This is a genomic window from Salinithrix halophila, from assembly GCF_042650125.1.
Lineage (GTDB): Bacteria > Bacillota > Bacilli > Thermoactinomycetales > DSM-45169 > Salinithrix > Salinithrix halophila.
In genome coordinates this window covers 71,594-84,305 of the sequence record NZ_JBHSAP010000003.1, presented here as the reverse complement: position 1 = coordinate 84,305, position 12,712 = coordinate 71,594, and the positions used below count along the sequence as shown (strand labels likewise).

The window sequence follows — 12,712 nt, the reverse complement described above, 5'->3', positions numbered from 1 at the left end:
CTTACTGGATATGGATAAAGTTGCTCACTTGGGAGGCGGGGATCTGTCGCTGGCTGAACTCGTAAGGCGGGTCGAAGTTGTATTCTTCAATGGTAATGGTAGCCCCAGAAATCCCCGTTACATAGGCGATGTGGCCGAAGCTAACGTTGCCTCCCTCACCAGGGTTGAACTGCGCGATGGCTCCGACGGCAGCCTGGTTATCCACCCGGTAGCCGATGGCGCGAGCGTTCTCATCCCAATGTTCTGCGTTTCCCCAGTGGCCGCCGCGCATTCCGTTTTCAAAGGCAACGCCTCGTTGATTCATCCGCCAGGCGACAAAAGAAGTGCACTGGCGCTTATAGAAGCCCCATGGATCCACCTCTGAGGTGCTGGCGTCAAGGGAATTCATCCTTTGGTAGTAGATGACAAAAGAAGAAGCCCCTTCACGATTCAGCCGTGAAGGGGCTTCGGACGAAAGGTCAAGCGTCAGCCTCCATCCTCTCCCGTGTCAGGAGGTGGAGGAAGCTGGTCACCGGTACTGCCTTGATCATCATTACCGTCTTGATTTCCAGGGTCCGGACCCCCGCCTTGGTCATCGGTACCTGGACCGCCTTGATTATCATTGCCGGGGGGGTCGCTCTGGTCGCCGTTGTCAGGGTTACCGTCCTGGTTACCAGGATTACCGTTTTGGTTGCCGGGGTTTGAGTCGCCCTGGTTACCGGGATCTTCTGTCGGGGGCGTCCATTGCTCCGGTTCCTGTTGCTCCGGTTCTTCCGGCTGCTCCGGTTCGTCATCGCCGAAGAACTGTTTCCATCCGCCGCCGGAGCTGCCGTCACCACCGGGGGCCTTGAAACGGCTGACCTTGGTTCCCCTCAGGGTGTCGGTCATCACCTTACGGAAGATACGGGCGGGGTATTCACCGCCGGTCAAGTCTACCCCGCTTCCGTTCTGGTTAAAGACCACGGTTGCCATCACATATTCTTGACTGTAACCGACAAACCAGGCTTCCCTGCTGTTTTGGGTCGTCCCTGTTTTGCCGGCGATGTCACGCCCGTCGGCCAGTTGAGCGTTCCTGCCGGAACCGCTGGTAACGACATGTTTCAGGGTTTTGTTCATGGTGAAAGCAGCTTGGGGGCTGAAGACCTTTTTCTTCTTCGCCACTTCTTCTTTCGGTTCCACCACGTTTCCATCGGCATCGACAATCTTTTTGATGGCGTGGGCTTCCGTATATTTCCCTTTATTAGGGAAGGAAGAGTAGGCCTGGGCCATCTGAAGGGTGCTTACCCCTTTGGTTAGCCCGCCGAGTGCTAGAGGAGCGGGGGATTTATCCCTTTCGTCCAAATTGAGACCCAATTTTTCAGCATAGCTGAAGGCTGTGTCGACACCCACTACTTGTGTCAATAGGCGTGCCGTTGCTACATTGAGGGACTTGGCGGCCACCTCTTTTAGGGGAAGGGTTCCATGGTAGGTACGATCCATGTTTTTCGGGCTCCAGCCACGATAGGTGTAGGGTGCGTCGGAAACGGGAGAGTTCTCGTTGTACCCCTTTTCTTGGACCGCGGGACCATATACGGTCAATGGCTTGATCGATGATCCGGGTTGGATATGGGCCAGCGCCCGGTTTTCAAAGCCTCGCATGTACTGGCGTCCTCCGCCGATGGCAGCGATCCGCCCGGTTTTGGGGTCGACCATCGTTGCACCGCTATCCAGCTTCTCATGCCCCTGATAAAAGGTATCATTTTGCAAAGCTTGCTCAAGGGAAAGTTGGGCTTTTTTGTTCATGCCCGTGTAGACTTTGTAACCGCCATTCACCAGCTTTTGAGCGTCAAGGCCGTATCGTTCTTCCGCTTCCTTCATCAGATAATCCTTGTATGCCTGGAAACGGTTATCGCCTTTGTGTTTTTGTAAATACTTTTTGTTGACGCCGAGACCCCGTTCCTGATATTTCTCTTTCTCTTCTTCGGTAATGATCTTCTTTTCCGCCATCTTGGCAAGGACGACATTGCGCCGTTGTTTGGCCCGGTCAGGGTTGATATAGGGGTTGTAACCCTCCGGGGCCTTGGGTAAGCCTGCGAGCAGTGCGGCTTCGTAGGGTTCTAACTCGGTTTTAGTCAGGTCCTTGCCGAAGTAGATCTTGGATGCCATCTGAATGCCGCGAACTTCATTTCCCAAGTAGATATAATTGAGATAAGACTCCAGGATCTGCTTTTTCGTGTATTTGCGTTCCAGGTTGTAGGCGATGGCGATCTCATTTACTTTCCGGAGCATCGTTTTTTCATTTTCGTTCAAGATGACATTCCTGGCTACTTGCTGGGTGATCGTACTGGCGCCTTCCTTTGGGCTGAAGGTGAGGATATCAACAGCTAAGGCGCGAGCGATGCCTTTCAGGTCGGCTCCGTTGTGTTGATAAAAGCGCTCGTCTTCTACGGAGATGAAGGCTTTTTCAATCAGCTCAGCGGATTTTATTTTCTTTAGGGAGACATAATCTCTCTTGGTGTCTCCGAGAGGGACGATGGGTTTTCCCTTATGATCGTAGAGGGTGGTGGCGAATTTCATGTTCTTCAGGCTGTCCAAATTATAGTAGGCAGTGGTCATAAGGACAGCGGCGCATCCGCCCATCATGAAGAGCAGTGATGTGGACAGGACGAGCAGCCACCATTTTTTGGTCATCATGGCCCTGTAGAATAGACGGCCGGATCGTTTCATATTTCGTCGTAATCGAACATTCATCGGATTGCACTCCCCCCCCAGATTACAATATATATCATATCGGCGCCCTTCTGGAAACAAAAGACTTTAAATCAATTGTAAACAAACCATGAACACATTGTCAGTGTAAAGCTCCTTAATTTCGGCTTGATAGTGTCGAACAACGAGTCATGCTACAATAGAGGCAGAGATGAAAGCGGAGAAGGATCCCCGTGATCCTGATCGATTTCGAGGTGATGGTGGATGCCGGACTGGATCTTATGGGTGATGATTCCCTGGTTTCTGTTCATGCTTTGGTTTTTTGCGACAGGCGGCTACTTTATGTTCCGCAAGTTTTTAAAGGGGATGCCAAAGGAAGACGGAAAGTCGGCGTTAGACTGGCAGGATCATTATATCAATGAAACCCGGCATATGTGGTCCGAGGAGCAACAAGAGTTCCTGGATGATTTGGTCCGGCCCGTCCCCCAATTGTTCCGGGAGACGGCGAAACGGACGATTGCCGGCAAGATCGGCGAGCTGGCAGTGAAAGAGAATGCACAGCGGATAAGGGAGGATCTGATCGTTCGGGGCTATATCCTAGCTACGCCGAAGCGGGATCACAAGTGGCTGGTCAAAACCCTGAAACGAAAACAGATCGATCTTTCGCCGTATCGCCAACTACTGGATTGACGGGGTGCCGCCGGTGCGTCATGGAGCCTGGGGTACCCTTTTTCGCCTCCATTTCCATCTTCATTCTCATGCGGGGGAAAGGGGGAAGCAGGTGAATAGAAGAACACGGGCTGCATGGCCGGCCCCGGTCTGGAGGATAAGATGATTGATGTACATAACCTGGTGAAGATCTATGGCGGCGAGCGGGTGGTTGATGGTGTCTCTTTCCGAGTAGCAAAGGGGGAGATTTTCGGCTTATTGGGCCCCAATGGCGCCGGTAAGACGACGACGATGGAGATGGTGGAAGGCCTTCGCATACCCGATGGGGGCGAAGTGTGTGTCGGCGGGTATGATGGGATCCGGGAGCGGAACCGGGTGAAAGGTTTGATCGGCATCCAACTTCAGTCCACCGCACTCTTCGATCATTTAACGGTGGAGGAAATCATCCTATTATATGGGAGCTTTTACAGGGACATGCGTTCCTTGTCCGAGTTGCTCACTTCCTTCGCTCTGGAAGAAAAGCGAAAAACCCTGGTTAAACACCTTTCCGGAGGACAGAGGCAGCGCCTGGCCATTGCCATCGCAGTCGTACATGACCCGAAGGTGATTTTCCTCGATGAACCGACCACCGGACTGGACCCAAAGGCGCGACGAAGCCTTTGGGAGATCATCTTGCGCTTAAGGAACGAGGGACGCACCGTCTTTCTCTCCACTCATTATATGGAGGAGGCGGAGCAACTTTGTGATCGGGTGGCGATCATGGACGCCGGTCGGGTGATTGCGCTGGATACCCCGGCGGGATTGATCCGGGGACTGGCTTCGGATAGTGTGGTGGAATTCGTGCCTGGGCAGGAGGACGTGAGTGTGACCTACCAAAATCTCGCCGGCGTCAAGGAAGTGAAAAGGGGGGAGGACGGTGCGGTGATGCTTCTCACCGATGATCTCCAGGGAACCCTGCGCGGCCTGATTCCGCTGGCCGATGAGAAAGGGTTCACCCTTTCCGGATTGCGGACTCGAACCTCCACATTGGAAGACGTGTTTCTCACCCGAACGGGAAAGAGGTTGACGGAGGCATGAAAGCATACTGGCGATTGACATGGGCTCAACTGCTGTTGTTTGCCCGTAACAAAAATACCGTCATCTGGTCCTTATTTTTGCCGATCTTCATGATGCTGGCTCTGGGCACCTTCATGGGAAACGGCGGGACGCAATTTTCCTTGACGGTGGCAGTGGCAGACGAAGATGGAAGCGATGCTTCCCGGGACCTGACGGAAGAGCTTTCCAAAACTGCGGGGGTCAAGGTGAACCGAACGGATGCTCCGTCTGGTTTGGCCTCTTTGAAAAAAGGGGACGCTGATATCCTGGTTCGGTTGAAAAAAGGGATGGGTGAGGCTCTTTCCAGGGCAGACGCAGACAAAGGGTCCTCCCCAACCGATGCAGTTCGCCTGTATCTGGACAAGAGCAATCCCACGGTTTCTCAGGTGGGGACGACGGTGGTCGGGCAAGCGGTAGACAAGCTGAATAAAGAGGCGGTCGGTTTTCGCCCTGCGGTGACGACCCAGGAGTTGGACGTGCAAACCCGGCCCTTGCGTACGATTGATTTCCTGGTACCGGGGATTCTCTCCCTCATGATTATGAGTAACAATCTGAACGGGGTGGCGGCCACGATCGCTTCCTGGAGGGAGCGCGGCATTCTGCGGCGGATGCAGGGAACCCCGTTGAAGAGTTCGACATTTATCGCCGGACAGATCACTGCCCGGGTGTTGCTGAACACCTTACAGGCTGTGGTTGTTCTCTTGGTGGCATATTTCGTCTACAATGTCCAAGTCTATGGTTCCTGGCTTCTCCTTTTGGGGATGATCCTCCTCGGTACACTCACTTTTATGTCGATTGGTTTCATTATCGCCAGCCTGGCCCGTACCCCGGAAAGTGCAGCCCCAATTGCCGGTCTGATCTCTTTCCCCATGATTTTCGTCGGGGGGATTTTCTTTCCTGTTCGAGATTTGCCGGGTCTTTTGCAGCCAGTGGTGAAGGCGATCCCGATCGGATACCTAACCGATTCCCTGCGCGGGGTGATGAACGAAGGAGCCACTCTCGTCCAGCTTTGGCTGCCTACGTCGGTATTAGCTGCCTGGCTCATCGTCGCTTTCCTAGTAGCTACAGTCACCTTTCGCTGGGATGTGAAGTGAGGATGGTATTCCACTTAAAACAGGCAGCTATGAGAACCCGTTGGAGGTGAAGCGGTTTGATTATCGGGGTTGGAACAGACCTTGTGGAGATGCATCGGGTTAAACAAATAGGGGTGGAGCGCCTGACGAGGCGGATTCTGACGGAAGAGGAGGTAGCGGAAATCCCACAGGAAGAAAAGCGTCGCCTGGAGTGGTCGGCTGGACGTTTCGCAGCCAAGGAGGCCATCGCTAAAGCGGCGGGGTGTGGGATCGGCTCCCTGCTCTCTTTTAAAGATATCCGTATCGAGACCGAGGCGGGAGGACGACCGACGGTATGGCTGTCGAAAAAGGGATCGGACGCCCTCGGATACGGAGCTGGAGTGAAGGTCCATCTATCCATTACTCACAGCCGGGACACAGCTGCCGCATTTGCCGTGATCGAACAATCCTGAGAACCGGCAACGCCTGTCATTCTTGTCTGCATAACCGGACAGGGGGAGACATAAATATGGTAACGCGGTTGGGAGGGACATCCTTTGTATCTCTACACTGCACAGGAAATGCGCGATCTGGACCGGTATGCCATTGAGCAGGTGGGCATTCCCGGTTCGGTCCTGATGGAAAACGCAGGTCGGGCGGCGGCTGAAGAGTTGTTGAGACGTTTGCCTGGGGAGCAGTCAGCGGTAGTGGTGGCCGGGTCCGGTAATAACGGAGGGGACGGCTTTGTCATCGCCCGGCTGTTGTCCTCGGCGGGTTGGAAGGTCACGGTGTGGATGGCGGGAAACGAGGAGAAGATGTCGCCTGAGGCCCGTTTATTCCACCGGGTCTGTTCTAATCTCGATCTTCAAATGGAACGTTGGAGTTCCGGTCGTGGAGAGGAACTGTCTGAATCCCTCCGCCGGGCAGATGCCGTGGTGGATGCTCTATTGGGAACAGGGGTCAAAGGGGATCTTCGCTCCCCCTACCGGGAGTTGGTGGAGCGAATCAACCAAGAGCATTCCGGTCTGGTTCTTGCTGTCGATGTGCCGAGCGGAGTGCAGTCGGACACTGGGGCTATCTCATCTGAGGCGGTACGGGCAGATGTCACCGTCACATTTGCGGGCCCCAAGTGGTGCCATTACCTGCGCCCAGCAGCGGAATACGCCGGGGAACTGGTGATTGCGGATATCGGTATCCCCCCTGCGGTGGCGGGTAGACGACCGGCTGCAGCTCTCCTGAATGATCCGGCGATGTGGGGGAAGCATCTTTCCCCGCGGTCCAAATGGTCCCACAAAGGTTCTTACGGGCATCTGCTCATCCTTGGAGGCGCCCAGGGGATGTTGGGGGCGGCGGCCATGAGTGAAGCAGCGGCCTATCGGACCGGTGCTGGCATGGTGACCCTAGGTGTACCGATCGGCCAGGAGAAGGTGATGGCTTCCCGGGTAACTGAGGCACTGGTTTGGGGTTGGCCGGATCGGGGAGAAGGCGGCTTTACGGCTGAATTCCCCCCAGACTGGGAACAAAGGGTAAAACGTTTTCAAGCGATTGCTGTCGGTCCCGGACTGGGACGTTTTGAAGGGGAACGGGAGTGGCTCCAAAAGCTGTTGAAAACGGAACGACCTTTGGTACTGGATGCCGACGCCCTCAACATTCTAGCCGAAGACCCCTCGGTATTGAAAGGAAGGAATCACCCGACTGTGGTTACTCCCCATCCGGGAGAGATGGCCCGTCTGGTGGGCTCTTCGGTAAAGTCGGTGGAGGCTTCCCGACAGCGGGTTGCTCGGGAGTGGGCAGAAGCTCATCAGGTGACGGTGGTGCTAAAGGGGACCTATACGATCATCGCCTCCCCCGACGGTTCCCAGAGGGTGAATACGACGGGAAGTCCCGCTTTGGCGAAAGCCGGTTCCGGTGACGTTTTGACGGGGATCCTCGGTGCTCTGCTGGTTCAGGGGATTCCGCCGACAGATGCTGCCTCCGCCGCCGTTTGGCTCCATGGCGAAGCCGGTCAGTTGGCAGTCAAGGCATCCGCCCATAGCACTATTGCTACCGATGTGATCGCCCGCATCGGTGATGCAATCCATCAGGTTCACTGATCGCGCCCGTGCCCTGACCGACACATTTCCCGGGAAATCAACAGCATCAGAGTGCTGTTGCTCCGTCGGAGAAAGGGTTGATGAAATGCGTCGGATTGCATGGGTTTTCGTTGTCATTTTGGGTATCTTCGCCTTTATCTCCGGGTGCGGGGAGAAGAGTCCCGAAGAAGTCGTGAGTGACCTCTCCAAACGGTCGGAAAAACTGGAAAGCTACAAAAGCAAGGGAAAAATGACGATCCATACAGGCAAGACTCCTCAGGCCTATGAAGTGGAGGTCTGGTTTAAAAAACCTCATTTCTATCGGGTCTCCCTGAAAAATACCAAAAAAGACATCACCCAGATCCTGCTCCGGAACGATGAGGGGGTTTATGTTCTCACCCCTCACTTAGAAAAGAGTTTCCGTTTTCAGAGTGATTGGCCGGAAAACAGCGGGCAGGTTTATCTCTACCAGTCCTTGTTGGAAAGTATTATCGATGATTCCGCTCGCAAACTGACCACCAGCGAAAAAAGCCTCCAGTTTGAAGTGGCTGCCAACTATCCGCAAAACCAATCCCTAAAGGTCCAACGAATCTGGATGGATGACGACTACAATCCACAAAAGGTGGAAGTTCTCAACGACGAACAAAAATTGATGGTGGAAGTCCTTTTTGATCAATTTGAAGCGGATCCTTCCTTTGATAAAGACGCATTCGACATGGAAAGAAATATGATCGGGCTGGCTGGTCGGAGCGTCCCAACCTTAGCAGAGAAAAAAGCTGCTGGGAAAAAGAAAGACGCTGTTCGCGTCTTGACCCCGGAATGGATTCCCGAAGGCAGCAAACTGGCGGAGGAGAAGACGGTCGATACACCGAGAGGGAAGACAGTGATCATGCGCTACAAGGGGAAGAAGCCCTTTACTTTGACGCAACGGAATCCGGAAGCAATAGAAACGAGCATACAGGTCTACGGGAAGCCCATCGATCTCGGCTATACAATGGGTGTCCTGTTGGAAATGGACGGAAAAAAACGTCTCTCCTGGACCTATGAAGGGACGGACTTCGATCTGTACGGTGCCCTACAGGAAAAGGAAATGATCAAACTCGCCCAATCCGTGTACGGCCAGGATTCCAAATAATCACCCGCCCATCGTTGGCGGTTTTTTTGTTTTTGTTCGTCCGTTTATCCGCTCCCCATCCCATGGTAGGATAGAAGTATTAACCCTTTCATGGATCCTTAGGAGGAGGCGACTGGGTGAGAAAAGATATCAAAGTGGGTATCATCGGATACGGACTGTCGGGGAAAGTGTTCCATGCTCCGATTATCGGGGCGACAGAAGGACTGCAGGTGACCAAAGTGGTGACGAGTCGGCGAGAAGAGGTGAGGAGAGACTGGCCGCAGGTGTCGGTGACGGAGGAACCGAAGGACCTGATCATGGATCCGGACATTGATCTGGTGGTAATCGCCACTCCGAATACCCTTCATTATCCTCTGGCCAAAGAGGCTCTTCAGGCAGGAAAGCATGCTGTCGTGGAAAAACCCTTCACGATCCATTCGGAGGAAGGGGAAGAGCTGGCCCGGATCGCTGAGGAAAAAGGGTTGGCATTAAGTGTTTATCATAACCGGCGCTGGGACAATGATTTTCTTACCATTAAGTCCTGCATGGAACAAGGACATCTCGGTGAGGTGCACACCTGGAAAACCCATTACCATCGTTATCGTCCCCTCGTACGGGATCGTTGGCGGGAAACGGCCGGGGAGGGGGCAGGTACCCTCTTTGATCTCGGGTCCCACCTGATTGATCAGGCGCTACACCTTTTTGGAGAACCGGACACCGTGTGGGGGGATGTTCTGATCCAGCGTGATGGAGCAGGCGCCCCTGATTATTTTCATCTCGTTCTAGGATACGGGGACTATCGGCGTGTGGATCTGCGCTCAAGTTCGATCGTGAAAGGAGCGGGGCCCCGGTTCGAAGTACACGGTTCTAAGGGCAGCTTTATAAAATACGGCCTCGATGGTCAGGAGGAAGCGTTGAAACAAGGAGCCAAGCCTGGGGATGCAGGCTGGGGTGAAGATGATCCCTGCAATTATGGGCAGCTGACACTGGATCGCCATGGAGAGACGGTAATCGAAACCGTCCCTACCCTAAGGGGTTGCTACGAGGAGTATTATCGGCAGATTCGGGATGCACTCACCCACGGGGCTCCCGTTCCGGTTACTGCTGGCGAGGCTACCCGTGTCATCCGAGTGATTGAGCGGGCGATGGAATCCAGCCGTACCGGACGTGCTCTTCGGTACGCAATAGGATAAACCATCATTTTCCATCATTTGCAAATACGAGGGAATCCGTTGTATGATAAACTTGGGTTTTTTCGACTGGTTCCCCGTGAACAAAGGGGTCGATGATTTGACTGACCAGCCGATTCATGACGAAGTTGTTTCCTATAAGATTTTGCTTTATCGGAAAGATAAGGTGCAACGCCTGGCTGAAGTTGTCGTCTTTCTGGCGGGTTTCTTTGCCATGATCCCCTTTTTTCAACTGCGATCCGCTTCTTTTGTATTGACGCTTCTCGTCTGGGGAGCCTTGGTAATGGCCGCCGTCCCAGCAGTTTACCTCGGGATTTTCCGGCTCCGATATACGCTTTATCCGAACGCATTAACGATCCGTTCCCGGGGGAAAGAAGAGACCTTTGATCTGGCCGAAGTCAAGCGGGCCTACGACCTTCCTTATATCTATGAGATTCGGGGAAAAAAGAGGCCGCTCCTGGTGGACGACGATTTTCTTGAGTCCCTGGATGCCCAGTTGGAACGGATTAAACGAAGGTTGGATTGATATGAACCAGGATACATTTTACCGCGACACAGTAGCGGAAATCGATTTGGATGCCATACGGCACAATATAAAAGAATTTCAACGCCGGCTTCCCAGCTCCCGGCGCCTGATGGCGGCGGTAAAGGCGGATGCCTACGGCCATGGGGCGGTGCCAGTCTCCATGGCCGCTTTGGATGGGGGAGCCACTGACTTGGGCGTCGCTTTCCTTGACGAAGCGCTGGAGCTTCGGGCGGCGGGGATCCAAGCTCCCATATTGGTTCTGGGTTATACCCCGGAGCGGGGCTTTGCAGAGGCGATTCAGCAAAGGATTGCCCTGACTGTATACGATACCGATTCCTTGCGATCGCTCTCCCGGGAAGCGGAGAAACAAGGGGAGAAGGCACTCATCCATTTAAAATTGGATACGGGGATGGGGAGGATTGGCCTGTGGGGAAATGACATTTTGCCCTTGGCGGAAGAGGCTGTAACACTCCCCGGTATCGAAGTGGAAGGGCTATATACCCATTTTGCTACAGCGGATGACGAGGACAAGCGTTACACTCACAAGCAGCACGAGCTGCTAATGGAGGTTGTGGAACACCTTGCGGAACGAGGGGTTCGGGTCCCCCTTGTTCACTGTTCTAACAGTGCTGCCTCTATTGATCTGCCGGAATATGCCCATGCCATGATCCGTGTAGGCATCAGCTTGTACGGCTACTACCCTTCTGCTGAAGTGGATCGGGAGGCCGTCAACTTGCGCCCGGCGATGACTTTGAAGACGCGAATTGTCCATCTGAAACAACCGGAACCCGGTACCGGGATCAGTTATGGCCGAACGCATATTGCACGGGAAGGGGAATGGGTGGCGACGTTGCCTGTCGGTTATGCTGACGGGTTAAACCGCAGCCTCTCCAACCGGGGTCATGCCCTGGTCGGAGGAAAACGAGTCCCCATAATAGGACGGATCTGCATGGATCAAACCATGCTCGATGTTACCGATGTGATGCCTGTTCAACTGGGGGACGAAGTTGTTCTTTACGGCACCCAGGGTAGCGGAATGATTCATGTGGACGAAATCGCCCAACACCTCGACACGATTTCTTACGAGGTAACCTGTTGGGTCGGGCGGCGCGTTCCCCGTGTCTACCTTAGGAACGGCCAAGTGATCGGTTGTTCCAATCTCTTAGGAGATCTCCGACGCCTTAAGTCTCTGGGTGAGAGAGAAGGGGAGCGAAATCCCGACTAAGAACCGGGAAGAACGGGAAGGAATTTTGTCGTGTGGGGCGAATAAATTTAATATTGTCCTTCGCCGCCGCTGTGAAGGCCTGTGGAGGGTATGCCGGGAAGATGGGCCCGGTAGAGGAAATCGGTTTCCGAAGGCGGCGGGAAGGGAAAATCCGTTCCCCCTAAAGCCCGCAGAAGCCCGCTCCGTAAGTATATTTTTGCAACTGGTTTAACATAATGGTAGTATTGATAAGGGAAATCGCCAACGGTGATGATTGGTTGGGGGTGCGTACGTTGTCCGAGACAAAGAGAATCATGATCAGCCTGCCGCAACATTTGCTTCAGGAAGTGGACGGCATGGTGGAGAAAGAAAACTCCAATCGCAGCGAGTTTGTACGCCAGGCGATGAAGCTCTATCTGTATGAACGGAAGAAGCGTTTGATCCGAGAAATGATGCAACGCGGTTATATGGAGATGGCTAAGATCAATCTCAATATCGCATCGGAAGCCTTTGAGGCGGAAGAAGAAGCTGACGATACGACGATTCGTCTGGTTAGCGGGGTGTAAACCTTTGATAGTCAAGCGTGGCGATGTTTATTTTGCCGATCTCTCTCCTGTGGTCGGATCTGAACAAGGTGGGGTTCGGCCTGTTCTGGTGATTCAAAATAACATCGGAAACCGGTTCAGCCCCACTGTGATCATCGCCGCGATCACCGCCCAGATCCAAAAGGCGAAGCTTCCCACTCACGTGGAAATCGATGCAAAAACCTACGGGTTTGACCGGGATTCCGTCATCCTGTTGGAACAGATCAGAACGATTGATAAACAGCGCCTGACAGATAAAATCACCCACTTGGATGAGGAAATGATGTCCCGGGTGAACGAGGCGCTCAATATCAGCCTGGGCCTCATCGATTTTTAGAAAAGCGGTCAAGGAGGTGTGCATGGGGCACATCTTCTTTTTTCTGAAGGGAAAAATCCCCGTTCTCCAATTGAGATCTTTGTGTTGTATAATAGAAACGATTGACTCCGGTAGCCCCGTTGAGGATTGGTTCTAAGAGACAGTGTTTAAAAAGACGGAGCCTCCTTGCGCCGATGGCGCAGGTTGCCGGTAGGGTGTCGGG

Annotated in this window: 13 protein-coding genes; 11 read left to right on the top strand and 2 right to left on the bottom strand. The window is 53.7% G+C overall.

The features are described 5' to 3' along the window. Window position 1: 1 nt before the first annotated feature. Entirely contained in the window at window positions 2–388 is a 387-nt protein-coding gene (locus tag ACFOUO_RS00765; RefSeq protein ID WP_380701164.1) for a CHAP domain-containing protein, read from the bottom strand. Window positions 389–465: 77 nt separating this feature from the next. Continuing rightward, the gene (locus ACFOUO_RS00760) at window positions 466–2,709 is read right to left on the bottom strand and encodes a PBP1A family penicillin-binding protein (protein ID WP_380701162.1); all 2,244 of its coding nucleotides are present in this window, start codon (window positions 2,707–2,709) and stop codon (window positions 466–468) included. A 222-nt stretch (window positions 2,710–2,931) separates the two neighbouring features. On the opposite strand from ACFOUO_RS00760, the gene ACFOUO_RS00755 reads away from it, so the two are divergent. From ACFOUO_RS00755 to ACFOUO_RS00705, 11 genes are all read left to right on the top strand, one after another. After that, complete coding sequence (locus ACFOUO_RS00755; RefSeq protein ID WP_380701160.1) at window positions 2,932–3,357, top strand: DUF2621 family protein; 426 nt, start codon at window positions 2,932–2,934, stop codon at window positions 3,355–3,357. A gap of 141 nt (window positions 3,358–3,498) precedes the next feature. Further along, window positions 3,499–4,413, top strand: a complete 915-nt coding sequence (locus ACFOUO_RS00750; protein ID WP_380701158.1) for an ABC transporter ATP-binding protein — start codon at window positions 3,499–3,501, stop codon at window positions 4,411–4,413. Next, window positions 4,410–5,525 carry an ABC transporter permease gene (locus ACFOUO_RS00745; RefSeq protein WP_380701156.1) on the top strand — a complete coding sequence of 372 codons (1,116 nt, stop codon included), beginning with the start codon at window positions 4,410–4,412 and terminating at the stop codon, window positions 5,523–5,525. The genes ACFOUO_RS00750 and ACFOUO_RS00745 overlap by 4 nt, the downstream gene beginning before the upstream one ends. 56 nt (window positions 5,526–5,581) lie before the next feature. Beyond that, the gene (gene acpS, locus ACFOUO_RS00740; RefSeq protein WP_380701154.1) at window positions 5,582–5,956 is read left to right on the top strand and encodes a holo-ACP synthase; all 375 of its coding nucleotides are present in this window, start codon (window positions 5,582–5,584) and stop codon (window positions 5,954–5,956) included. 84 nt (window positions 5,957–6,040) lie between these two features. Next, the gene (locus ACFOUO_RS00735; RefSeq protein ID WP_380701152.1) at window positions 6,041–7,576 is read left to right on the top strand and encodes an NAD(P)H-hydrate dehydratase; all 1,536 of its coding nucleotides are present in this window, start codon (window positions 6,041–6,043) and stop codon (window positions 7,574–7,576) included. Between the two features lie 85 nt (window positions 7,577–7,661). Beyond that, complete coding sequence (locus ACFOUO_RS00730) at window positions 7,662–8,690, top strand: DUF4367 domain-containing protein (protein ID WP_380701150.1); 1,029 nt, start codon at window positions 7,662–7,664, stop codon at window positions 8,688–8,690. A 116-nt stretch (window positions 8,691–8,806) separates the two neighbouring features. After that, window positions 8,807–9,862, top strand: a complete 1,056-nt coding sequence (locus ACFOUO_RS00725; protein ID WP_380701148.1) for an oxidoreductase — start codon at window positions 8,807–8,809, stop codon at window positions 9,860–9,862. A 43-nt stretch (window positions 9,863–9,905) separates the two neighbouring features. After that, a complete protein-coding gene (locus tag ACFOUO_RS00720) occupies window positions 9,906–10,385 on the top strand; it encodes a hypothetical protein (protein WP_380701146.1) in 480 nt (159 codons plus the stop codon). 1 nt (window position 10,386) lies between these two features. Continuing rightward, window positions 10,387–11,610 (top strand): alanine racemase, encoded by a 1,224-nt coding sequence (alr, locus tag ACFOUO_RS00715; protein WP_380701144.1) that lies wholly within the window; start codon window positions 10,387–10,389, stop codon window positions 11,608–11,610. Between the two features lie 293 nt (window positions 11,611–11,903). Then, complete coding sequence (locus tag ACFOUO_RS00710) at window positions 11,904–12,155, top strand: CopG family ribbon-helix-helix protein (RefSeq protein WP_094265413.1); 252 nt, start codon at window positions 11,904–11,906, stop codon at window positions 12,153–12,155. A gap of 4 nt (window positions 12,156–12,159) precedes the next feature. Continuing rightward, a complete protein-coding gene (locus ACFOUO_RS00705) occupies window positions 12,160–12,510 on the top strand; it encodes a type II toxin-antitoxin system PemK/MazF family toxin (protein ID WP_380701142.1) in 351 nt (116 codons plus the stop codon). The last annotated feature ends 202 nt before the right edge of the window (window positions 12,511–12,712 follow it).

What these genes read in the sequence shown, in the direction of transcription:
- ACFOUO_RS00765 (WP_380701164.1), bottom strand. Translation starts at nt 388, where the DNA reads ATGAATTCCCTTGACGCCAGCACCTCAGAGGTGGATCCATGGGGCTTC.
- ACFOUO_RS00710 (WP_094265413.1), top strand. Translation starts at nt 11,904, where the DNA reads ATGATCAGCCTGCCGCAACATTTGCTTCAGGAAGTGGACGGCATGGTG.
- ACFOUO_RS00720 (WP_380701146.1), top strand. Translation starts at nt 9,906, where the DNA reads ATGATAAACTTGGGTTTTTTCGACTGGTTCCCCGTGAACAAAGGGGTC.
- ACFOUO_RS00750 (WP_380701158.1), top strand. Translation starts at nt 3,499, where the DNA reads ATGATTGATGTACATAACCTGGTGAAGATCTATGGCGGCGAGCGGGTG.
- ACFOUO_RS00730 (WP_380701150.1), top strand. Translation starts at nt 7,662, where the DNA reads ATGCGTCGGATTGCATGGGTTTTCGTTGTCATTTTGGGTATCTTCGCC.
- ACFOUO_RS00755 (WP_380701160.1), top strand. Translation starts at nt 2,932, where the DNA reads ATGCCGGACTGGATCTTATGGGTGATGATTCCCTGGTTTCTGTTCATG.
- ACFOUO_RS00745 (WP_380701156.1), top strand. Translation starts at nt 4,410, where the DNA reads ATGAAAGCATACTGGCGATTGACATGGGCTCAACTGCTGTTGTTTGCC.
- ACFOUO_RS00760 (WP_380701162.1), bottom strand. Translation starts at nt 2,709, where the DNA reads ATGAATGTTCGATTACGACGAAATATGAAACGATCCGGCCGTCTATTC.
- alr (WP_380701144.1), top strand. Translation starts at nt 10,387, where the DNA reads ATGAACCAGGATACATTTTACCGCGACACAGTAGCGGAAATCGATTTG.